General features: G+C 68.7%; 21 protein-coding genes and 1 tRNA gene. 10 read left to right on the forward strand and 12 right to left on the reverse strand.

Translation table 11 applies throughout. The features are described 5' to 3' along the window. Positions 1–43 precede the first annotated feature (43 nt). Positions 44–1,165 (forward strand): linear amide C-N hydrolase, encoded by a 1,122-nt coding sequence (locus AB7M35_RS15555; protein WP_453961270.1) that lies wholly within the window; start codon positions 44–46, stop codon positions 1,163–1,165. A 209-nt stretch (positions 1,166–1,374) separates the two neighbouring features. Continuing rightward, positions 1,375–2,307 (forward strand): GGDEF domain-containing protein, encoded by a 933-nt coding sequence (locus AB7M35_RS15560; protein WP_453961271.1) that lies wholly within the window; start codon positions 1,375–1,377, stop codon positions 2,305–2,307. 31 nt (positions 2,308–2,338) lie between these two features. Here AB7M35_RS15560 and AB7M35_RS15565 read toward each other — a convergent pair whose 3' ends face one another. Next, positions 2,339–3,565, reverse strand: a complete 1,227-nt coding sequence (locus AB7M35_RS15565) for a PQQ-dependent sugar dehydrogenase (protein ID WP_453961272.1) — start codon at positions 3,563–3,565, stop codon at positions 2,339–2,341. A gap of 262 nt (positions 3,566–3,827) precedes the next feature. Then, entirely contained in the window at positions 3,828–4,673 is an 846-nt protein-coding gene (locus tag AB7M35_RS15570; protein ID WP_453961273.1) for an EamA family transporter, read from the reverse strand. Between the two features lie 154 nt (positions 4,674–4,827). Here AB7M35_RS15570 and AB7M35_RS15575 point away from each other — a divergent pair, with 154 nt between their 5' ends. From AB7M35_RS15575 to AB7M35_RS15595, 5 genes are all read left to right on the forward strand, one after another. After that, positions 4,828–5,709: a LysR substrate-binding domain-containing protein gene (locus AB7M35_RS15575; RefSeq protein ID WP_453961274.1), complete on the forward strand. Its 882-nt coding sequence runs from the start codon at positions 4,828–4,830 to the stop codon at positions 5,707–5,709. 408 nt (positions 5,710–6,117) lie between these two features. Then, the gene (locus tag AB7M35_RS15580) at positions 6,118–6,327 is read left to right on the forward strand and encodes a cold-shock protein (protein ID WP_453961275.1); all 210 of its coding nucleotides are present in this window, start codon (positions 6,118–6,120) and stop codon (positions 6,325–6,327) included. A 73-nt stretch (positions 6,328–6,400) separates the two neighbouring features. Then, entirely contained in the window at positions 6,401–6,619 is a 219-nt protein-coding gene (locus AB7M35_RS15585) for a hypothetical protein (RefSeq protein WP_453961276.1), read from the forward strand. A 97-nt stretch (positions 6,620–6,716) separates the two neighbouring features. After that, positions 6,717–6,878, forward strand: coding sequence for a hypothetical protein (locus AB7M35_RS15590; RefSeq protein ID WP_453961277.1), 162 nt, complete (start codon positions 6,717–6,719; stop codon positions 6,876–6,878). 23 nt (positions 6,879–6,901) lie between these two features. Next, the gene (locus AB7M35_RS15595; protein WP_453961278.1) at positions 6,902–7,135 is read left to right on the forward strand and encodes a hypothetical protein; all 234 of its coding nucleotides are present in this window, start codon (positions 6,902–6,904) and stop codon (positions 7,133–7,135) included. 60 nt (positions 7,136–7,195) lie between these two features. Here AB7M35_RS15595 and fhuB read toward each other — a convergent pair whose 3' ends face one another. From fhuB to AB7M35_RS15615, 4 genes are read right to left on the reverse strand one after another with little or no spacing between them, the layout of a single operon-like run. Beyond that, the gene (fhuB, locus tag AB7M35_RS15600) at positions 7,196–9,169 is read right to left on the reverse strand and encodes a Fe(3+)-hydroxamate ABC transporter permease FhuB (protein WP_453961279.1); all 1,974 of its coding nucleotides are present in this window, start codon (positions 9,167–9,169) and stop codon (positions 7,196–7,198) included. Continuing rightward, positions 9,166–10,065 carry an ABC transporter substrate-binding protein gene (locus AB7M35_RS15605; RefSeq protein ID WP_453961280.1) on the reverse strand — a complete coding sequence of 300 codons (900 nt, stop codon included), beginning with the start codon at positions 10,063–10,065 and terminating at the stop codon, positions 9,166–9,168. The genes fhuB and AB7M35_RS15605 overlap by 4 nt, the downstream gene beginning before the upstream one ends. A gap of 4 nt (positions 10,066–10,069) precedes the next feature. Beyond that, complete coding sequence (locus tag AB7M35_RS15610) at positions 10,070–10,864, reverse strand: ABC transporter ATP-binding protein (protein ID WP_453961281.1); 795 nt, start codon at positions 10,862–10,864, stop codon at positions 10,070–10,072. 2 nt (positions 10,865–10,866) lie between these two features. Next, positions 10,867–12,957 carry a TonB-dependent siderophore receptor gene (locus AB7M35_RS15615; RefSeq protein ID WP_453961282.1) on the reverse strand — a complete coding sequence of 697 codons (2,091 nt, stop codon included), beginning with the start codon at positions 12,955–12,957 and terminating at the stop codon, positions 10,867–10,869. A 679-nt stretch (positions 12,958–13,636) separates the two neighbouring features. Here AB7M35_RS15615 and AB7M35_RS15620 point away from each other — a divergent pair. After that, complete coding sequence (locus tag AB7M35_RS15620) at positions 13,637–16,561, forward strand: transporter substrate-binding domain-containing diguanylate cyclase (RefSeq protein ID WP_453961283.1); 2,925 nt, start codon at positions 13,637–13,639, stop codon at positions 16,559–16,561. 39 nt (positions 16,562–16,600) lie between these two features. Here AB7M35_RS15620 and AB7M35_RS15625 read toward each other — a convergent pair whose 3' ends face one another. The 3 genes from AB7M35_RS15625 to cpdR all read right to left on the reverse strand — a co-directional run bounded on the left by AB7M35_RS15625 (position 16,601) and on the right by cpdR (position 18,239). Then, positions 16,601–17,374, reverse strand: coding sequence for an enoyl-CoA hydratase-related protein (locus AB7M35_RS15625; RefSeq protein WP_453961284.1), 774 nt, complete (start codon positions 17,372–17,374; stop codon positions 16,601–16,603). A 189-nt stretch (positions 17,375–17,563) separates the two neighbouring features. Then, positions 17,564–17,638: transfer RNA gene (locus AB7M35_RS15630), tRNA-Val, on the reverse strand. A 241-nt stretch (positions 17,639–17,879) separates the two neighbouring features. Then, positions 17,880–18,239, reverse strand: coding sequence for a cell cycle two-component system response regulator CpdR (gene cpdR, locus AB7M35_RS15635; RefSeq protein WP_453961285.1), 360 nt, complete (start codon positions 18,237–18,239; stop codon positions 17,880–17,882). 212 nt (positions 18,240–18,451) lie between these two features. On the opposite strand from cpdR, the gene AB7M35_RS15640 reads away from it, so the two are divergent. Next, positions 18,452–19,339, forward strand: coding sequence for an N-formylglutamate amidohydrolase (locus AB7M35_RS15640; protein ID WP_453961286.1), 888 nt, complete (start codon positions 18,452–18,454; stop codon positions 19,337–19,339). 448 nt (positions 19,340–19,787) lie between these two features. Continuing rightward, on the forward strand, positions 19,788–20,582 hold the full coding sequence (hisN, locus tag AB7M35_RS15645; protein ID WP_453961287.1) for a histidinol-phosphatase: 795 nt from the start codon (positions 19,788–19,790) through the stop codon (positions 20,580–20,582). 98 nt (positions 20,583–20,680) lie between these two features. Here hisN and AB7M35_RS15650 read toward each other — a convergent pair whose 3' ends face one another. Genes AB7M35_RS15650 through grxC form a run of 3 tightly spaced genes read right to left on the reverse strand, consistent with a single transcriptional unit; the run spans position 20,681 to position 22,280 of the window. Beyond that, positions 20,681–21,154: a DUF1178 family protein gene (locus tag AB7M35_RS15650; RefSeq protein ID WP_453961288.1), complete on the reverse strand. Its 474-nt coding sequence runs from the start codon at positions 21,152–21,154 to the stop codon at positions 20,681–20,683. After that, on the reverse strand, positions 21,151–22,017 hold the full coding sequence (locus tag AB7M35_RS15655) for a carbon-nitrogen hydrolase family protein (protein ID WP_453961289.1): 867 nt from the start codon (positions 22,015–22,017) through the stop codon (positions 21,151–21,153). The genes AB7M35_RS15650 and AB7M35_RS15655 overlap by 4 nt, the downstream gene beginning before the upstream one ends. Further along, a complete protein-coding gene (gene grxC / locus AB7M35_RS15660) occupies positions 22,017–22,280 on the reverse strand; it encodes a glutaredoxin 3 (RefSeq protein WP_453961290.1) in 264 nt (87 codons plus the stop codon). The genes AB7M35_RS15655 and grxC overlap by 1 nt, the downstream gene beginning before the upstream one ends. Positions 22,281–22,300 lie beyond the last annotated feature (20 nt).

Raw genomic sequence — 22,300 nt, forward strand, 5'->3', positions numbered from 1 at the left:
GCGAGCCCACTTTCCCCGGCAGGGGTGCTTTTTGGAGACGGCAATGACGAAGAAGACGATGGTTTCCGGTTCGATGAAGGTGATGGCCTCCGCGGTCGCGCTTGCGATGGCCTGGGGCTCCGCCGCTCAGGCGTGCACGGGCATCACGCTGACGGCCGCCGACGGGACGATCGTGCGGGCCCGCACGATGGAGTTCAACGTCAACCTGGAATCGAGCGTGATCGTCGTGCCGCGCGGCTACGAGCGCACCGGGTCGACGCCGGACGGGTCACCCGGCCTCAAGTGGAGCACGAAATACGCCAACGTCGGGACCAACCCGATGGGGCTGCCGCTGATCATCGACGGACTGAACGAGAAGGGCCTTTCCGTCGGCCTGTTCTACTTCGCTCAGTCGGCCGGCTATCAGCCCTACACGGCGGACGACGCCGCGAAGACGATGGCGCCCTGGGAGCTGGGCTCCTTCATGCTCGACAGCTTCGCGACGGTCGCCGAGGTCAAGGAAGCGCTGCCGAAGGTCCTGGTTGCCCCGGTCGTCTTCAAGCAGTTCAACATCGTGCTGCCGGTCCACTACGTCGTGACGGACCCGTCGGGCGCGTCGATCGTGGTCGAGTACGTCGACGGCAAGCTCAACGTCCACGACGACGGCATCGGCGTCATCACCAACAATCCGCCGTTCGACTGGCACATGACCAATCTGCAGAACTACGTGAACCTGGGTCTTGAGAACGTGCCGCCGAAGAAGCTCGGCGACGTCACCATCCAGGGCCTCGGGCAGGGCACGGGCCTCCTGGGCATGCCGGGCGACTTCACCTCGCCGTCGCGCTTCGTGCGGGCCGCGATCTTCGCCAAGGGCGTGGACCCGACCACCACCAGCCAGGACGGCATTTTCCAGGCGTTCCACATCCTCAACAACTTCGACATTCCCAAGGGCGTGGCGCGCGAGGACGAGAAGGACAAGGAAGGCAACATCGTCTCCGACTACACCCAGTGGACGAGCGCCAACGATCTCGCCAACAAGCGCTTCTACTTCCGCACCTACGAAAATAGCGACATCCGCGTCATCGACCTGACGAAGCAGGATCTCGACGCGAAGGACATCCAGACCTGGTCGATGGACGGGTTTGAGGTCGCCCACGAACTCGGCGCGCCCGACGCCGCGAAATAGGCGGCCCATGTAACGCCGACGAACGCCCGGGCAGATGGGTCATGCCGATCTGCCCGATCCGCGCGCTTGTGCGCGTGGTTGTTGTTGGAGCCTGCGCCGCCGGCTGCTAACCTTGTCGCTTGTTCGCTTACATGCGGCAAAGGCCGACATGGTGCCGCTCAGGCCTTCAGCTTCGCGCCTGGCCCGGCGATGACGCAACGGGACGGGTCATGGACGACGTTCACGACAAGTTCTTCGAGCTTTACGAGCAGACGGCCGTCCTGGTCGCTGCGTATGACGGCTTCGATCGCCTGCGCTACGCCAATGCCGCGTTCCGTGCGGCGTTTTTCGTGGAAGAAGGCGAGACGCCGTTCTGGGCGGACATCATGCGCCGCAACCACCGGGCGGGTCGCGGCACGATCATCCGCAATCCCGATTTCGAGAGCTGGCTCAAGAACACCCAGTCGCGGCGCGGCAAGACGGGCTACCGGGCCTTCGAGACCGATCTCGCCGATGGCCGCTGGCTCCTGATGACCGAGACGGTGAGCGCCGACGGCTGGATGCTGTGCGTCGCCTCGGACATCACCAGCCTCCGCTCCGACGATCGCGAGGTCCGTCAGGACCGCGATTTCGCGATCAAGGCGTCCCACACCGACGAACTGACCGGGATCGCCAACCGGCGCTACACCATGGCGCGGGCGGAGGAGATGCTGGCCTCGGCGCGTCCCGACGACGTGGCCGGGTGCTTCGTGCTGATCGATCTCGATTTCTTCAAGTCCATCAACGACCGCTTCGGCCATCAGTCCGGCGACAGGGTGCTGCAGGACTTCGCCGAGCGGCTCCAGGGCCTCGTCCGGCGCCTCGACTGCTTCGGTCGGGTCGGCGGCGAGGAATTCGCGCTCGTGTTGCCGGGGACGACGGCGGCGGAGGCCGAGCTCATCGTCGGCAAGATGCTATCGCTGACCCGCATGGCGTCGCCGCTGCCCGATCGACCCGGGTTCACCTATTCCTTCTCGGCCGGCATCTCGGTCGGCGACCGCTTCGATTCCGTTTCCGAACTCTACGCGCGCGCCGACCGGGCCCTCTACGTGGCCAAGGTCGGCGGCCGCGACCGCATCGAGGTGGACCACCGGGTCTCGGGCCGCTCAAGCGCGGCCTGTTGAGGTCCCGGGCGGCCCCGCCTCACGCCGCCGGTCAGCTGCCGGCGGGAGAGATCCGCACGATGCTGCTGCCGGCACCCCGCGCTTCCGTCAACGCGTAGACCGCACCGTCCGGCCCGACCCTGACGTCGCGCACCCGCGCGTCGAGCGGCACCCATTCCTCGGTCGCGACCCGGTCGCCGTTCATCCGCAGCACCACGAGACCGCGGCTCTGCAGCCCGCCGACCAGCAGCGCCCCCTTCCACTCCGGGATCGCGTTGGCGTCGTAGGCTGCCATTCCGGAGGGGGCGATCACCGGATCCCAGTAGTAGACCGGCTGTTCCATGCCGGCCTTGCTGGTGATCCCCGTACCGATCGGCGCGCCGCTGTAGTCGAGACCGTAGGTGATGATCGGCCAGCCGTAGTTGCGACCGGCCTGCGGGCGGTTCAATTCGTCGCCGCCCCGCGGCCCGTGCTCGACCGTCCAGAGCCGGCCGCGCGCATCGATGGTCGCGGACTGCAGGTTCCGGTGGCCGTACGACCAGATTTCCGGCTGGGCGCCGGCACGCCCCACGAACGGATTGCCGGAGGGCACCGACCCGTCGGGATTGATGCGGAACACCTTGCCGAGCCCCGAGGAGATGTCCTGCGCCTGGTCGCGGATGGGCGTGTCGGAGCGCTCGCCGACGGTGACGAACAGCGTGCCGTCGGGTGCGAAGGCAAGGCGGGAGCCGAAGTGCTTGTTGCCCGCGTAGGCCGGCGTCTGGCGAAAGATGACCTCGGTCCCGCTGAGCGCGCCGGCGCCGCTGGCGTCGGTCTGCAGCCGGGCCCGCGCGACGCTGGTCCCGTTCGCGCCGCCGTCGCGGGGCTCCGAGAACGAGAAGTAGATCATGCCGCTGCGGGCGAAGTCGGGTGCCAGCGCCACGTCGAGCAGGCCGCCCTGGCCGCGCGAGACGACCTCGGGCACGCCCTTGATCGCCGGCCCGGCGGCGCCGTCGCCGCCGACAACGTGCATGGTGCCGCGTTTCGCCGTCACCAGCAGACGGCCATCCGGCAGGAACTCCATCGCCCAAAGCTGCGGCAGGCCGGTGGCCACCGTCTCCGTGCGGACGTTCGCCGCCTCGGCGGGCTGCGGGGCGCGGGTCTGTCCGGGAAATGCCGGCTTCTGGTCCGGGGCGTTCGGCCGCGCCGTCTGGACGGGCTCGCGCGTCTGGGCGGACTGGGCGAGCGCCGGGCCGGACGAGAGAAGGGCTGCGGCGATGGGAAGGGCAATCAGACGCATCGGGACCTCACGGTTGCCTGCGGGTGCCGGCGGCAGCGATCTGCGCGCCGGTGTGACGAAGGTTCGTGAGGGAACGTGGCGCGCTTTCGGGGGTGCACAACCCGGAGAGGGCCGTCATGAACGGCTTGTGATCGTCCCGTGCGCCGCTTGCGCCGAGCCCTTCCCGATCACGCGGGGCCGTCCGGTCGATCCGAACGGCCGCCGGCTCCGGTCCCCGGAACGGCCCTTCGCCTGCGCACCGATCGGGCCGCGCAAACCGCCTTCAGCCGATGCGCGACAGCACGATGCCGGCGACGATGACGACGGCGGCGGCCAGCCGCCAGCGCGTCGGCGGCTCGCGCAGGATGACGATGGAGATCCCGGCGGCGAACAGCACGCTCGTCTCCCTGAGTGCCGCCACCAGCGCGATCGGCGCTTCGGTCATCGCCCAGATGACGATCCAGTAGGCGGTGAGCGACATGGCGCCGCCGGCGAGCCCGCTCTTCCAGTAGGGCCGCATGGCGCGCAGCCCGGCCCCTCCGCGCGCAATCAGCAACACCGCCAGCATCGCCAGGCCGTCGAGGAAGAACAGCCAGACGGCGTAGCTGTTCGCCGACCCGTTGGCCCGCGCGCCCAGCCCGTCGGCGATGGTGTAGCCGGCGATGAACACCGAGGTGCCGAGGGCGAAGGCGACGGCGCTCCGCTCGATGCGCGCGAGGTCGCGGCCGCCCCGGATCGACATCAGCGCCACCCCGGCGACCAGGATGACCACGCCGGCCATCTGCAGCGGCGTGAGCGCCTCGCCGATGATGGTAATCGCGACGATGGAGACGATGAGCGGCGCCGCCCCCCGGGCGATCGGATAGACCTGGCCGAGGTCGCCGACCCGGTAGGCCTGGATCAGGAACAGGTTGTAGCCGACGTGGAGCGCCACCGAGGCGGCCAGGTATGGCCACGCCGACGGCGAGGGGACGGCGACCAGCGGCAGCGGGATGAGGGAGACGCAGCCCGCCGCCAGCGCGATGAGCGTCACCGACAGGAAGCGGTCCAGCCCCACCTTCACGATGGCGTTCCAGCCGGCGTGGCAGAGGGCCGCAAGCATGACGGCGAAGAGGACGGTGACGCTCATGGAATGCCGGCCGGTGGTGGGGAGCCCGCGCCAACACGGCGGGTGGATCTGTTCGTTTGCCGCCGCTAACCTTGCGGGGCATCCCCTAGTGAGATCACGCAAGATGCCGGGTTGAAAGCGAATTTCTGTCGCCTCCTATGTTCGGAAAATGCACATGAAACGCCGCATTCTCCCGCTCACCGCGCTGCGCGCCTTCGAGGCGGCCGGCCGCCGCGGCCGGATGACCGAGGCGGCCGACGAGCTGAACGTCACCCACAGCGCCGTCAGCCGCCAGGTGCGCCAGCTCGAGGCGCTGCTCGGCATCGATCTGTTCGAGGGGCCGAAGACCGCGCCGCGTCTCACCGCCGCCGGCCGCGCGCTGCTGCCGGGTCTCACCTCGGCGTTCGACCAGATCGAGGCGGCGGTCCGGTCGGTCTCCGACGCCGAGGCCGGGCCGCTGGACGTCTCGTGCCTCGGCACCCTGACCATGCGCTGGCTGATCCCCAGCCTGCACCGCTTCCAGGCCGCCCATCCGCGCATCGACGTCCGGCTCGCGGCCTCAGAGCGCGGAACCGACGTCGCCAGGGACGGCTGCGACGTGGCGATCCGGGTCGGGCCGGACGACTGGCCGGCCGGGGTCGAGGTGCACCATCTGTTCGACGAGACGATCGGCCCCGTGCTGGCGCCGAAGCTCGCGGCGACGCTCGGCCCGGCGTTCGAGGGCGCGCCGCTGCTGCGCACGCTGACCCGACCCCAGGCGTGGCGCGACTGGGCGGCGCGATCCGGGGTGGCTGTCAGCGAGGCGAAGGGGCCGGCCTACGAGCATTCCTACTTCATGCTGGAAGCGGCACTTGCCGGGCTGGGCGTGGGCCTGGCGCCGTGGCCCTTGGTCGCCGACGACGTGCGGGCCGGGCGGCTGGTCGCCCCCTGCGGCTTTCTCGCCAACGGCGACAGCTACGTGGCGCTCCGGCGCACGCGCGGGCCGAAGAAGGCGGCGGTCTTCTGTGCGTGGCTGCAGGAGGAAGGCCGCCGCTTCCACGAGGCGCCGCGCGGCTGATCCGGTCTTGGCCGAACGCGCGTCGGCGCTTTCCGAGGTCTTCGCGCCTGCCGGCGGGGCACCGCAAGGGTTGCTCACTCGTTTGTCTTGGCCGTTGCTGGCCGCTGACCGGCGCCTGAGGGCTGTCGGAAAAGACACGATGAAAACGTGCTTTCGGGTGTCGCTTCACAAGAAAAATTCGGTTCTATTGACCCCGAATTCCTAGGTAAATCGGCCATTTATTAATGATTGCCGCATTTTAAACACAGTTTTTATTTATGGTGTTTTAGATCGATATTTGGCCGGATCGCTTGGCCGTAGCGCGCCTCTTGAGGCGCTCGTTCAGCACCATCTTTCAAATCTCGACCTGGCGACCGGGGCGGTTCGGCTCCGGCGTCCGGGCATGCCTTTTCAACGAAAGTGACGAATATGACCATTGGTAGTGTGAAATTCTATAATGCAACCCGCGGCTATGGCTTCATTGCCCCGGAAGATGGCGGCCAGGACGTGTTCGTGCACGCCACGGCGCTGCAGGAAGCCGGCATGTCGGACCTCGTGGAGGGCCAGAAGGTCTCCTTCAATGTCCGCGAGAACACCAGCACCGGCAAGCTCGCCGCGGCCGATCTGCAGTCGGCCTGATCAGGCGTCCGGCGGCGCGGGAAACCGCGCCTCACCGGCCTCCCGGTTCGATTGCCCCATCAGGAGTAGGGCCATGAGCGAACATGCTTACCAGATCGGCCAGAGCGTTCGGGTCAAGGGGTCCTATCGGCTTCGCGATCTCGGCGGAAGCTACAAGATTCTTGCTCTTCTTCCGGAAGAGCATGGGGACTACCAGTATCGCGTCCGCAGTTCGACCAGTGCCCAGCAGCGGGTCATTCGCGAAAGCGAAATCGACGCGGCCAACTCGCCTGAAATGACGTTCTCAGCCTGACGCCGCTCCCGGCTCGACCGGGACGTGCGGACGGGATTGACCGTCAGGGTGCGCGTCGGCCGCTTCGCCGATCGAGCGAAAGCTTCGGGAGCCTGACATGAGTAAAGACGAACGGCGCGGCAACAAAGAGCAGAAGAAGCCGAAGGCAGATCCGAAGGGCGCCAAGGGCCCGAAGGCTGGCCCGAAATACATGGGTACAGCCGCTGATACGGGACCCTTTCTGAAGATTCCGAATCCCAAGCAGGGCAAATCCAAGTAAGTTCAGCGTTTCGGGGAGATCCCATGACAGAGAAAAAGCCCGAACGACGCCACGGTACGGTCGCTCGCCAGCACAAGGCGGCGGAGACCGACCGAGTCGCGAAGGAATTCATCGAGGCGGAGCGCAATGCCCGCCGCAAGCAGATGGAAAAGCTTCAGGAGCTCAGGCTGGCCCAGGAGGCCACCGACGCGGCCGAGGCCGCTGCGGCTAAGGCCGATGCGCCCGCGCCGCGCAAGCGCCGGGCCCGCGCCAGCTGATTCCGCCTCTGCAGCCGTTCCCGTTCCGGTCGCCTCGATCGGAACGGGAACCGCCTGCCTTCAACGTCTCTTCCACAGCAGCAGCATCAGGAACGGCGCGCCGACCAGCGCCGACAGCAGCCCCGCCGGCAACTGGTAGGGGAACGCGGCCGTGCGCCCGATGAAGTCCGCGATCACCATCAACGCCCCGCCGCAGAGCGCCGCGCCCAGCAACTGAGGCAGCGCGCGCTTCAGGCCCAGCTCGCGGGCGATGTGCGGGGCCATCAGCCCGACGAACGACAGCGGCCCGACGACCAGCGTCGCGGCGGCGGTCAATCCCACAGCACCCGAAAACAGCACGACCCGGCTCCGCCAGACCGACAGGCCCAGCGCCTGCGCGGTCGTCGTTCCCATCGGCAGGATGTCGAGCCAGCGAACCGCCAGGCAGACGATCGCGATCAGCGCGATCGCCAGCGCCAGCGCGATGAACGCCGGCTCGAGCTCGATGCCGTAGGTGGAGCCCGCCATCCACCCGAGCAGTCTCAGGGCGCGCGGGTCGCCAGCGGCCGCGAACAGGCCGATGAAGGCATCCAGCATGGCATTGAGCGCGATGCCGGCCAGCACGATCCGCTCCGGGGCGAAGCCCGAGCGCCCGGCCACCAGGAAGATCAGGACCAGGACCAGCGCGGCGCCGGTGAGCGACAGCCCGAGCTGCAGGGCGATGCTCGGCGCGGCCACCAGCAGCAGCGACGCGGCGAGCCCCATGGTGGCGCCGGCGCTGACGCCGATCACCTCGGGGCTCGCCATCTCGTTGGCGGTGAGCCGCTGCAGGATCACACCCGCCGCCGCCAGCATGGCGCCGGCCGCCAGCGCCGCGACGACGCGTGGCAGCCGCCAGTCGATCACGTAGGGCAGGACCGACGCCGTCACCGTGCTCCAGCCGCCTTCCGTCGCCCGTCCGATCAGCACCGCCGCGACCACCAGCCCCAGGAGACCGGCGGCAAGCGCGATGAGCAGGGCCGGCGTGCTGCCCGCACGGCTGGCTCGCGCGGGCCGTTCGGCGGGGGGGCGGCGGTCGATGACGCGCACGCGCGGCAGCAGCAGGAAGAGCAGCGGCGATCCGAACACCGCGGTGATGGCGCCTGTCGGCACGAAACTCGCCAGCGGGCCGGACAGAAGCGTCACCGCCGCGTCGGTGAACCACAGAAGCAGGGCACCGAGCAGCGGCGACCAAACGAGACGTGCCGCGAAGGTGCGCGCGCCGGCGATGCGCGCGACCGTCGGGGCGATCAGTCCGATGAACCCGATGACGCCGACCGCGGAGGTGACGGCGGCGGCGAGCGCCAGCGCGATCGCCGCCCCGCCCCAGCGGACCGTCGCGGTGCGCAGGCCGAGCCCGCGGGTGTTCTCGTCAGGTAGTGATAACAGGCCAAGCGGCCGGGCTAATACCACGGCGATGGCCGCGAGGACGGCGACGCGCGGCAGCAGGCTGGTCGGGACGGTCCAGTCCTGCTGCTGCAGCGATCCGGCGCCCCAGATGAACAGGCTGGCGAGATACTGCTCGTTGAGCAGGACCAGCAGCGACGAGAGCGCCCCGCAATAAAGCCCGACCACCAGGCCGCCCAGCACCATCGTGATCGGCGAGAAGCCGCGGCGCGCCGACAGTCCGAGCACCAGGAGCCCGGCCGCGAGGCTGCCCGCCAGCGCGATCGGATCGCGTCCGAATGCGTAGAGCCCCGGTGCGTAGAGGGTGGCGAGCGCCAGCGACAGGTTCGCCCCCGCCGACAGGCCGAGCGTCGTCGGCGAGGCGAGGGGGTTGCGCAGCACCTGCTGCAGCAACGTGCCGGAGAGGCCGAGCGCCGCGCCGGCGATCAGCGCCGTGGCGAGCCGCGGCAGGTCGGAATAAAGGAGCAGGATCCGGTCCGGGTCGAACCCGGCGACGTTGGCGTTGAGCGCCGCCAGCCCTGGCTCCAGCACGAAGGCCGTCATCACCGCGGCGGCGCCGGCAAGCACCAGCGCGATGAGCGGCAGCGACAGGCTGCGGAGCGCGCTCATCCTCGGCCGGCCGGGTCGAAATGGTCGGTGAACAGCCGCGCGAAGCGCAGGGCGGCCGGCACCATGCCGAAGGTCAGCACCGACGGGAGCACCGCGGTACGCCCGTTCGCGATGGGGGGCAGCTGCCGCCAGAGCGGGCTGCGCGCAAGGGTCGGCTCGACGTCTTCCGGGATCGGTTCGAGCGCGATGATCGTGGTATCGGGCCCGGCGTAGTCCGCCAGCTGTTCGAGGCCGATGGTCTGGAAGCCCCAGAAATTGGTGGGGCCGGTCCAGGCGTTGGTGCCCCCGATCCGGTCGAGAACGTTCTGATAGAGCCCGTGCGCGCCGTAGACCCGGGCGTGGCGGGCGTCCATGAAGTTGATGAGAAGGACGGGGCCGGGCTTCGCGCGGGCCAGTCGCCGCGCGCAATCGGCGAAGGCGGCGTCCGCATCGGCGAGGAAGGCGCGCGCAGCTTCAGTGCGCCCGAGCCGGTCGCCGAGCACGCGGGTCGCCTCCCAAGCGCGCGTCAGCGGCTCTCCATCGGGTGCGTAGATCGTCAGCGACAGCACGGGCGCGATGTCATCCAGCCGGCTGCGCAGCGCCTGGACGTACGGTGTCGCCAGGATCAGGTCGGGCTTCAGCGACGCCAGCAGCTCCAGATTGACCTCGCGGTCGCGGCCGAGGTCGACGACGCTTTCCGGGAGCGGCGGCTCGACCACCCATGTCTTCCAGTAAGGCGCCTGGGCAATGCCCACGGGCGTGACGCCGAGCGCCATCGCGGTGTTGGCAAGGCCGTAGTCCAGCGACGCGACGCGCGGCGCGGCCGGCTGCGCCGTTGCGCCCCGCGGGGCGGCGACCAGTGCCGCGCACCCGACAAGGAAGCCGCGCCGGGTCAGTGCCGGAATCCGGGTCGCCATCGCCTCAGCCCGCGCACGCAACGGGGGTGCCGAGGGTCGGGTGCGTCAGCACCTGCATGCCGATGCCGTAGATCTCGCCGAGCCGGTCCGCCGTCATGAGGGTCTCCGGGCTGCCCGAGGCCACCACTCGACCGCCCTTCAGGGCGTGGATCCGGTCGCAGAATCGCGCCGCCATGTTGACGTCGTGCAGCACGATGACGCCGGTCATCGCGGTCTCGCGGCACAGGCGGTGGACCAGCCCGAGCACGTCGATCTGATGGGCGATGTCGAGGGCGGAGGTCGGCTCGTCGAGCAGCAGGCAGCGGGTGTCCTGGGCGAGCGTCATGGCGATCCAGGCGCGCTGGCGTTCGCCGCCAGACAGCGTGTCGACCACGCGCCCGGCGAGCGCCTGCAGGCCGCAGCGCGCGATCGCCTCGGCGACCTTCGCCCGGTCGGTGGCGCCGAAGCGGCCGAGCGCGCCGTGCCACGGATAGCGCCCCAGCCCGACCAGCTCGCGCACCGTGAGGCCGATGGCCGTGCCGCTTTCCTGGGGCAGGTAGGCGACGGATCGGGCGAAGTCGCGCTCGCCCCAGTCCGGCAGCGCGCGACCGGCGAACGCCACCGACCCCGACGACGGCTTCAGCTGGCGCGCCAGGAGGCGCACCAGCGTCGACTTGCCGGAGCCGTTGTGGCCGATCAGGCCGGTCACGCTGCCGGGCTCGATCGTGAGATCGAGCCCGGAAAGGATGGTGGTGCCGTCGATGTCGTAGCCGAGGCCGCGGACCTCGAAGCCCGCGGCCGGCGTGTCGGGGCCGGCCATCGCTAGAAGCGGTAGCGCAGGCTGCCGATGATGGTGCGGCCCTGGTCCTTGTAGCAGTAGCCGTCGGCGCAGACCTGGTCCCGCTCGTCGAACAGGTTCGTGGCGTTCAGCTGGAAGCGGACCCCTTCGAGCTTCGGAGTGCGGTAGCCGAAGTCGTAGTGCAGGGCGGCGTCGACGAAGGTCCGGGCGTCGTTCTCGAGGATGTTGTAGTCGTCGCCGTAGCTCTCGCCGATGTAGCGCACGCCGGCGCCGAAGCCGAGACCGGCGGCAAGCCCCTGCTGGAAGGTGTAGTCGGCGAAGATCGAGGCCTGGTGGTACGGGATCCCGTTCAGCGTGTTGCCTTCGGTGTCGCGGGCGCCTTCCTTGATCTCGACGTCGGTGTACGCATAGGACGCGATCACGCTGAGGCCCTGGGTCAGGCTGGCGACCGCCTCGATCTCGAAACCGCGCGAGGTCATGTCCTGCTGCACCTGCTCGTTCACGCCGGAGGAGGCGTCGAAGACGACCCCGTCCTTCATGTCGATGTTGAACAGCGAGGCGGTGATCAGGGCGTTGTAGGCAGGCAGCGCGTACTTCACGCCGACCTCGGCCTGCTCGGCGGTGGTGGGCGCCGCCGGCTCGCCGGTGATGAGCGTGCCGACGTTGGGCGTGAACGTGGTGCCGTAGCTCACGTAGGGCACCAGGCCCCAGGGCGTGCGGTAGGACAGGGCGGCCCGGTAGGTCCACTCCTGGTCGTCCTGGGTCACCGTGCCGGCGCTGGCGGTCCGGGTCTCCGCCGTCAGCCAGTCGTAGCGGGTGCCCAGGTTGACGATGAAGTTCTGGAACTCGATCTGGTCGTTGGCGTAGACGCCGAACTGCTGCTGGGTCTGGCTCTCGTTCCAGGCCGCGACCGGCGGGAAACCGTCGCGCGGCAGCGTGCCGGTGCCCTGGGCGTCGTCATAGTCGACCCAGTTGTAGGCGGCGCCCATGATCATGGTGTGGCGCACGGCGCCGGTGCTGAACTCCGCCTTCAGGAAGTTGTCGGTGACGAAGGTCTGCATCTCGTCCTTGACCAGCCCCGCGTAGTAGGAGCGCGTCGCCGGATCCAGGAGGCCCGAATACTCCTCATCGGTGTCGACGCTCGCGAAGCGGCTGTTGGAGAACACCGAGAAGGTCTCGTTGAAGCGGTGCTCCAGCTCGTAGCCGATGCGCCACTGGTCCTGGCTGAACGAGTTGTAGGACGGATCCGGCAACGGGATGTCCGTCACGCCGTTCGCGTCGTTGTAGTAGAAGGTGCTGCCGCCGGTGGTGGCGTGCATGTACTCGCCCAGCACCGTCAGCGTGGTGTCGTCGGTCGGCTTGAAGGTGATGGCCGGCGCGATATAGGCGCGGTCGTCGGGCACCCCGTCCATCTCGGTGTCGGAGCTGCGCAGCACGCCGGTCATCCGGTAGAGCACCGTGCCGGCCTCGTTCAGCGGCCCGGACAGGTCCATGTTGCCCTGGATGCGGTCGTTGCTGCCGGCCTCGACCATGATCTCGCGGAACGGCCGCTCGGTCGGCTTCTTGGTGACGAGGTTGACGATGCCGCCGGGGCTGGAGGCGCCGTAGAGCGTGCCGGAAGGCCCCTTCAGCACCTCGATGGCCTCCAGCCCGTAGGGCTCGGTGCGGAACTGGCCGGAGGGGGCCGCGAACTGCCGCAGGCCGTCGCGGTAGAGGCCGTTGTAGGTCGCGCTGAAGCCGCGCACGAAGAAGGCGTCGAAGCGCGGCTCGAAGCCGTAGACGTTGGTGGTCACGCCCGGCAGGTAGGAAATCGCCTCTTCCGTCGACTGCGGATTGAGGTCCTCCAGCTGCTTCTGGGTGACGATGGAGATCGACTGGGGAATGTCGACGATCGGCGTTTCCGACTTGGCGCCGATGCGGCCGGAGATCGGCACGTAGCCGTCCTGGACGAGACCCTGGTTGCTCTGCGCCTGAACGTTGATGGCTTCCAGCACGACGCCTTCCTGCGACGTCACGATGGCGGCGTCCTGGGCGTGGGCGGAGACGGCCGGAAGCGGCAGCGTCAGGGCCAGCAGCGCGAGCCGGCGGGTGGTGGTGCTCGAACGGACGGGCATGGCAGCAAATTACCTTGTCTTCTGCGCCCGCCTGGCGGGCGGGCGGCCCTGCTGCCGGCGGTGCTGGCAGCGGGACGCCGGGACGCCTCTTTCTGTGCGCTGATGAGGCTGGCGTTCGTCCGCGATCGGTGGCAGACAGCGAGCGTACGATGGCCCCGCGCATTAATCTTGACTTCGTTAGTCAAGATTCAGGGCATGGGTCAAGGCCGCCCCGCGCCCGCCGGCGTCCGCGCTCGGGCAAACGGCCGGCCCGCCGCCCGACCCTGCGGCCGTCCGCTCCCGGAACGTCCCGGTTTTGCGCCGCGAATCCCCGTTTGTGACCAAACCGCAACACTCGCGCGCCGTTGTTGCAGCGCAGCGGACGGGCTGGGGATGAGCGGTTGTCTTCGATATCCGGCGCCGCGGATCGCCCATTCGATGCGTTCCCCTTGGTAATCACGCCTTTCGATGGCTAGCATCCGGTTCGAGTCGGATGGCGCTCGGGGCGAGAACTGTCCGGCGGACTCTGGTCGCCGATCGCACACCGGAAGGCATGGGCCATGATGGCGCGACACCACCAGGCTGTCAGGCAGTAACGAGGCGAGAAGCGGCAATCACGGCGTTGAACGGTTTGCGAGACAGCGTGGCGAGGTTCGTTTCGAGCGCATGCCGGGCCGGATGCGGCCTGGCGGTTGCGCTCGTGCTTCTGCTCGCGGCCTCCGTCCCGGGACGCGCGGTCACGTTCACCGCCGCAGAGCAGCAGTGGATCGCGGATCATCCGACCGTCACCGTCGGCGTCGTCGCCGACAACGAGCCGTACTCCTTCTTTCGAAACGGCAGCATGATGGGCTGGACGCTCGACGTGCTCGATCGCATGGAGCTGGAAACCGGGCTGACATTCGTGCCGCGGATGGGCACCTGGCCGGAGATCTACGCCACGTTCCGCGGCGGCGGGCTCGATGTGATCGCGGACATCTCGTCGACGGAAGCACGGCAGCCGTTCATCGCCTTCACCGATGCGTATCACCAGCGCAGCACGGTGGTCTTTCAGAACGTCGACCATCCGCTGGCGCTTCCCGTCACCGTCCAGGACCTCGCCGAGAAGCGCATCGGCGTCATCAAGGACATCTACTACGCCGGGACCCTGCGCGAGATCGGCATCCATCCGGTCGAGTACGACACCTACCGCGACCTGATGGCCGCGCTCGCCTTCGGCTGGGTCGATGCGACGATCGCGGCGGAGCTGACGGGCAATTTCTTCGCCCGCGAAAATGGGTTCTCGAACATCGTCTCGGTCGGCCCCGTCCCCGTTACCGAGGTGTCGCTGGAAGACTTCCGGTTCGGCGTGCTCAAGGTCGAGGGGGACCGTGACCGGGAGATGCTCCATGCGATCCTGGCAAAGGCGGTGTCGGCGCTGCCCACCAGCGAGTTGGCCGCGATCACCGAGCGCTGGCTGAGCTACCGCAGCAGCAGGGCCGGCTCGGCGGACGGGCCGCTTCGCCTCCTGCCGGAAGAGCAGGCGTTTGTCGCCGCGACGCAGCCTCTGAAGGTCGGCTTCATCAGCGACTACCAGCCATTCAGCTTTCTGGAGGACGGAAAGGGGAAGGGGCTCGCGGTCGATCTCGCCCACATGATTTCCGTTTCCACCGGCCTCGAGATGATCCCGGTCTACGACAACTGGTCGAACCTGCTTGCGGCCTTCCGCGCCGGCGAGATCGACATCATCAGCAACATGTCGAAGACCAGCGAGCGCGAGGCGTACACGCTGTTTTCCCGCGAGTACCACCGGATCCCGAATGCGGTCTTCGTGCGCTCCGGCTTCGGGTCCTACCGGGGGCTCGAGTCGCTGGAGGGCCGGCGCGTGGCGATCGGCGAGGGCATCTACTATGCCGAAGCCCTGAAGGCCCGCCTGGCCGATGTTCGGAGCTATCCCACCCAGGAGGCAATCCTGGAGGCGCTCGCCGACGGCGAAGTGGACGCCGCCATCATGGCGCTGTCGAACGGCAACGCGATCATCCGCCGGCTGGGGCTGATCAACATCGAGATCGGTGGCGAATTCCTGATGGACGGGGTCGAGCGGGAGGACCTGCGGTTCGGCGTGTCGCCCCGCTATCCCTATGCCCGAAGCATCATCGATCGCGCCATGAGCGCGATGTCGGAGACCGACTGGACCGAACTCGAAACGCGGTGGCTGGGTCCGCCCCTCGCCGGAACAGCGCGAAAGCGGCCGGTGCTGACCACCGAGGAACGCGCCTTTCTCGAGGCGAAGGGGGTGCTCAAGGTCTGCGTGGATCCTACCGCCCATCCCTATACGGCGGTGGACGAGGACGGCAACTTCACCGGCGTCGCGGCGGAACTGATGGCGCGTCTGGCCGAGCAGGGGGCCTTCTCCTGGCAGGTCGTCCCCATGCCGATCCGGGAGCCCGGCCTCGAGAAGCCCCTCCTCGACGGATGCGATGTGCTCCCGTTCGTCCCCGACAGCACCGGCCAGGACGGTCGCTGGACCATCACGCTTCCCTATCTTGTGCTGCCGATGGCGGTGGCCACGTCTCTCGACCAGCCGATCGTCAACCGGATGAGCGAGCTCGCGGGCAAGCGCGTCGGCGTGTCGGCCGGGGAGAGCCCCGTCGGTGTGCTCGAACAGCGCTACCCCGAGGTCGAACTCGTGGAGGTCGCCAACGAGGCCGATGCGCTGGACGGCGTGCGTGACGGCACGCTCGACGCCGCGCTCGGGACGCTGCCCAGCCTGGGATACCTGCTCGCGTCCCGACACCTGTACGACGTCAAGATCGCCGGACGGATCGCCGAGGACTGGCGGGCGTCGATCGCGACGCGCGCCGACGAGCCGCTGCTCGCGGCCATCTTCTCCAAGCTCCTCGGCGGGCTCGACGAGCAGGAGGTGCAGGCGGTGCTCAGCCACCAGATGCTGCTCACGATCAACGATCGGCTCGACCGCAGGCGTCTGCTCGTTTTCGGCGCCGGAGGGCTCCTGCTCCTCGCGCTGGTCGTCTACTGGAACCGGAAATTGAAACGCCTCAACGCCGCGCTGCAACGGGCCAACCAGAAGCTCCAGGACGTGAGCATCACCGATGCGCTGACCGGTCTCTACAATCGCCGCCAGTTCGATGCCCGGATCGCCGAGGAGTTCGCATCGTGCCAGCGGCACGGCCAGATGTTCTCGGTGGCGATGATCGACGTCGATCACTTCAAGCGCGTCAACGACGAGCGGGGGCATGTCTTCGGCGATTATTGCCTGCGCCATATCGCCGATCTGGCAAAGAGCGTGTTCGGGCGTGAAGGCGATGTCCTGGGACGCTACGGTGGCGAGGAATACATCGTCTTCGCCTCCGGCGGTGGCAGCGAAGAGTTCTTCGGCCGCCTGGAAGCCCTTCGCCTGCTCATCGAGCAGATCCCGTTCGAGCACGGTGGCGAGACATGGCGTCTGACGATCAGCGCGGGCGCACACGCAGCGGTGCCCGTGCTCGGCGACGTGCCGAGCGATTTTATCCGCCGGGCCGATGCCCGCCTCTATCAGGCCAAGGAGCTTGGGCGGAATCGCGTCGTGACCGGTGCGCGTTCCGAACCCGATGTCGGGACTCCGGTAGTTGCGGAAGACACTGACTGAACGGCAGGCCGCGGTCGTTGGGGGATGATCCCGCTTGCCTCAGCTGCCGGTGAAGCGCGGTGCGCGCTTGGCCGCGAAGGCGGCGCGGCCTTCGGCGTAGTCGGCGCTCTGGTCCGCCGCGTCGGCGAGGCCGCGGACCGCGTCCGATGGCGCGTAGAGGCCACCGATCTCGGCGATCGCCGCCTTCGCCGCCGCGATGGTCAGCGGCGCCCGCGAGATGGCGATCGCGGCGATCTCCTCGGCGGCGGCGAGCGCCGCTCCGTCGGCCGCCAGCCGGTGGACCGCGCCGAGCTGATGGGCGCGGGCGGCGGGCATGCGCTCGGCGAGCTGCAGGAGTTCGCGCGCGGCCGGCTCGCCGAAGACGCGGACGATGCGCTTCACCCCGCGCGGATCGTAGCCGAGCCCCAGGCGGGCGGCGGGGATCGCGAAGAAGGCCCGCTCCTCGGCGGTGCGGAAGTCGCACGCCGCGGCAAGTGCCGCTCCCGCGCCCATGCACGGCCCGCAGACCGCGGCGATGGTCGTCTGGGGCATCGCCTCCAGCGCGCGCAGCGTCTCCTCCACGAGGTCGTCGTAGGCGAGCGCGCCGGCGCCGCTGCGGCCGGCCTCGAAGCCGGCGATGTCGGCGCCGGCGGAGAAGGTGGCGCCGTCGCCGGCCACGATCACCGCGCGGCAGCCGCGCTCGGGGGCGGTGTCGCGCGCGAACGCCCGGAGCGCCTCCCACATGGGCGCCGAGATGGCGTTGCGCTTGTCGGGGTTCGACAGGGTCACGCGGGCGATCTGGCCGTCGTGCCGGATGGTGATGCTGCCGCTCATCGGGGATCTCCGGGGCTGAGGGTGCCGGCCAGGCTGCGCGCGATTCGGCAGCGGGCTGCCGATCGTCGCATCATCCGGACCGCCCCGAAAGGATGCGGGGGGTGCGCCGCGCAACGCGTCTTCGGGCCGCCCACGCGCGCCCGCGAGGCTATCCCTAAGCGACTGATTTCTCTGGATTTCTGGCGGGAATGGTGGGCGGTACAGGGATTGAACCTGTGACCTCTACCGTGTCAAGGTAGCGCTCTCCCGCTGAGCTAACCGCCCGGTCGCGCTTCGTCGGGTCACCATCTGAGGGATGATCCAACCCGAACCGGGAAGGAGGGATCCGCAAGGCCGATGGTTTCGAAGCGGGGCTCCGCGACGCCAGGGGCGCGGGAGCCGTCGAGATCAGTGCGTATAGCGGGGTTCGCTGGCGGTCGCAAGAATGATGGCGGGATTTTTCCGGCCCGCTCCGAAAGCTTTCCACCGCGAGCGCGCCCGGGCGCGGGGTTCCGGCCGGATCCGGTCAGGCCGCCTCGAGCATCCGCCCCACTTCGCGCACCAGTTCGCGCAGGTGGAACGGCTTCGACAGCACCTTCGCGGCGCGCGGCGCGTTGACTTCCTGGTTGAGGGCGACGGCCGCGAACCCCGTGATGAACATCACCTTCAGGTCGGGATCGAGACGCGTTGCCCGACGGGCAAGCTCGATGCCGTCCATCTCCGGCATGACGATGTCGGTCAAGAGCAGGGAGAACGGCTCCTCGCGCAGCCGCTCGTAGGCCGACAGGCCGTTGTCGAAGGCGGACACGTGGTAGCCCGCCCGTTCCAGCGCCTTGGCGAGGAACGCCCGCATGTCGTGATCGTCTTCGGCGAGTAGGATGCGCAAGGCTGCCCCCGTGTCCTGTTCGATGCGTCACAGCGTCTTGGCGCGCCGTGTCCGTACCCTTCTTGACCCCAAGCGCGTAAAAGGCGCGTCAAAGAACAAGGTTTCCGGAAAGTTGAGGGCGGCGGCCAGAGGGCCATGGACACGCGCCGCGATCCGGCGTCTCATTGGGTGGGGCGGACTGCTTTTTGGACTTCCCGACCAGGGTGCACCGCATGCGGACAGTCGACGGCTTCGAGACGTTTCCGGCCTTCGAAATTCTCGAGCCCTCCCTTCAGCGCCGGCCGTTCGTGTTCAATTCTCCGCACAGCGGCAGCACCTATCCGAAATCGTTCCTGAAGAGCTCGCGCCTCGACCGGGTCAGCATCCGGCGGTCCGAGGACACGTTCGTCGACGAGCTGTTCTCAGGTGTGGTGGGGCTGGGCGCGCCGCTGATGCGCGCGCTGTTCCCGCGTGCCTTCCTCGACGTGAACCGCGAGCCCTACGAACTCGATCCGTCGATGTTCGCCGGTCGGCTCCCGGCCTACGTGAACGCCCGCTCGATCCGCGTCGCCGGCGGGCTGGGCACCATCGCGCGCGTCGTGGCCGATGCCGAGGAGATCTACCGCGAGCCGCTGACGGTGGAGGAGGGGCTCGCCCGCATCGAGAATCTCTACAAGCCCTACCACGCGGTGCTCCGGGCGCGCCTGGCCACGACGCTGGAGCGCTTTCCCTTCGTCGTGCTGGTGGATTGCCATTCGATGCCGTCGACGGCGCGCGGGCTGGAGCACCGGCCGCGGCCGGACATCATCGTCGGCGACCGGTTCGGCACCAGCTGTTCGGGGGCCCTCACGGAAGCCTCGGTGGCGATCCTGCGGGACCTCGGCTACCGCGTGGTGCGCAACCGGCCCTATGCGGGCGGCTACATCACCGAGCACTACGGCCGACCCCACAGCGGCATCCACACCCTGCAGATCGAGGTCAACCGCGGCCTCTACATGGACGAGCAGCAGTTCCGCCGCACGGTCGGCTTCGGCGCTCTGATGCAGGATCTCGGCGCTTTCGCCGAGCGGCTGATGCGGATAGATCTGGCCGACGCCGCGCTCGCCGACGCGGCCGAATAGGATTTGCGATTGTGGGGTTGCGCTAGCGCCTGGCAGCGGTCCGGCGGGAGCGTTCTTCCGTCCCGGTCTGCGCTCTATGTGGGCGTCTTGCCGCCCGTCCGCCCGGCACGTCGGCGGGGCTGCGGGCGGCCCGAAAGACCGCGGATACCCCCAAAAGAAAAAAGGGCCGCTTCAGCTGAAGCGGCCCAAGTCTAGGGAGGAAACGCCCAAGGAGGGCTGCGATACAACAAAGTCATATCGCATTGCGGTAAAATGCCAGTGCACCGCAAAAAGGTCAAGTGGGGTGACCCAACGGAACGGCCCCGGCGCTGTGGATGACGGCTCGGAAGCCCGATCGAGGCGGTATCCGGCGCTCGCCGAAGTTCCTCCAACTGGTTGATTAAAAAGGAATTTATCTTGACTTTTCAACGCTTAAAAATCGTCGCTTCCGGCCGTAGCGAGCTTTCGCATGGCTGATATGCAGGATGTGAAACAGGCGGTTGCGCTCATGCATCGGCTTGCCGATGCCGCCTCGGCGGCGGTCCTCCCGTCGTTCCGGAACCTCGATGAGGTGGAGTCGAAGGGCGAGGAGGGGTTCGACCCGGTCACCGTCGCCGACCGGAGGGCAGAGGCCGTCATGCGCGGACTCATCGAGGAGGTGTTTCCCGACGATGGCATCATCGGCGAGGAGTACGGCATGGAGCGCGCCGAGGCCGACGCGGTGTGGGTGCTCGACCCCATCGACGGGACCCGGGCGTTCATCGCCGGGCTGCCGTCCTGGGGCACGCTGATCGCCCGCATGTCGCGCGGCATTCCCCGGGTGGGGATGATGGCACAGCCCTTCATCGGCGAGCGGTTCTGGTCCGACGGCGAGGCCTCGTACTGGTCGCGCGGCGACGAGGAAGCCCGCCTGTCGACCCGGGAATGCCCGGTTTTGGCCGATGCGACGCTGTTTGCCACCTCTCCCACGATGTTCAGGGACGACCAGCGCGCCGCCTTCGACGCGCTCGCCTCCCGGGTGAAGACGGTCCGCTTCGGGACCGACTGCTACGGCTACGCGATGGTCGCGGCCGGCCATGGCGATATCGTCTTCGAGAGCGGGATCCACCTCTACGACGTCGCCCCGTTCGTTCCCATCCTGGAGACGGCCGGTGGGCAATTGACGTCCTGGAACGGCGGGCCGGCCGCCTCCGACAACACCGCGCTGGCGGTGGGCGATCCGGCGCTCATCGAGGAGATCCGCAGCGTCATTCTGGGTGGCTGATGAATGCTGCAATGCAGCATGAAAGCCGCGCGGTAGGTGAGCGTCCGGCCGGCCGGTAACGGCGGGGGAAGCGTCGCCGCTGACCGGGCGACGCGGCGCTAGTTGCGGTCGTCGGGCAGCATCGGCAGCGGCATGACCTCGACGCCCTCCTCGACGAGGGCGGCGGCCTCCTCCGGGGAGGCCTGGCCGTAGATCCCGCGGGCTTCGCTCTCGCCGTAGTGGATGCGGCGGGCCTCTTCGGGAAAGCGCTCGCCGACGTCGTCGGCGTTGGCGGTGATGCGTTCCCGCAGTTCCTTCAGCGCGGCCGCCATCTGGGCGAGCTTCGGATTGTGGGGCATGAGCGCCTGCGCCTGGTCCGGCGCTTCCGGAGGCGGCGCCGACGGGTCGGCCGTGCGCGGGGCCCTGACGGACTTGGAGATCGACGGCGCCATCAGGGCGCGGTCGATGGCGCTGGACCCGCAGGCGGGGCAGGCGAGGGTGCCGTCGGCGATCTGCCGGTCGCAGTCGTCGGCGGAGCGGAACCAGGCCTCGAAACCGTGCCGGGCATCGCAGGTCAGGCTGTAGCGGATCACGCCTGGACCTCGAGGGTCCGCAACGGCTCCGGCGCGGTGAAGGTGCGGGCGTTGACGAGGGCGGGAATGCGCCGGCGGGCGGCGGCGACGCGCCCGAGGTCGATGTCGGCGACCACGACGCACGGGTCCGCGCCGCCTTCGGCCAGCACCTTGCCCCACGGGTCGATGACGATGGCGTGGCCGTAGCTGTCGCGGCCGTCCTCGTGATGGCCGCCCTGGGTCGAGGCGATCAGGAAGCTGCCCGTCTCGATGGCGCGGGCGCGCGTCAGCACGTCCCAGTGCGCCTCGCCGGTCTGCTTCGTGAAGCACGCCGGAACGGTGAGGACCTGCGCGCCGGCGACGGCCAGCGCGCGATAAAGCGCAGGAAAGCGCACGTCGTAGCAGATCGACATGCCGAGCGTCGCAAACGGCAGGCCCACCACCACGGCGCGCTCGCCGGGTCGGTAGGTGCGCGATTCGCGCCACGACTCGCCGTCGGGCAGGTCGACGTCGAACATGTGGATCTTGTCGTAACGGGCCAGGATCGTGCCGTCCGGGCCCACCATGAAGCCGCGGTTGACGGCGGCGTCGCCGTCCTTCAGCGCCAGCGAGCCGATGTGTAGGTGGATCCCGAGCTCGGACGCCAGCGCGCGCAGGTGCGCAAGCATCGCGTCGTTCGCCTCGTCGCGCATCACCTCGCGCATGCGCGCGCCATCGCGCTCGACGAGGTTGGTGATTTCCGGGGTCTGCACATACACCGCGCCCTGGCGCGCGGCCTCGCGGACCAGCCGGTCGGCTTGCTCGATGTTGCGGTCCACCTCGCGCGTGCCGCGCATCTGGATCGCGGCGACCCGCACTTCGGTCGGTTCGGCCGTGGCGTCCATCAAGCGGCTCCGCTCAGCAGGGTGTCGAGCTCGCCCGAGCGGTCGAGCGCATAGAGGTCGTCGCAGCCGCCCACATGGGTCTCGCCGACGAAGATCTGCGGGAACGTGCGTCCGCCGTTGGAGCGCTCGATCATCTCTTGGCGCCGGCCGGGATCGCCGGACGCGTCGATCTCGTCGTAGCTCACGCCCTTCTGGTCGAGCAGCCGTTTGGCGGCCACGCAGAAGCCGCAGAACTGACGGGTGTAGATCGTTACGCTGGCCATGGTCTCACTGTCTCGGGAGC

Source organism: Amorphus suaedae, assembly GCF_053629675.1.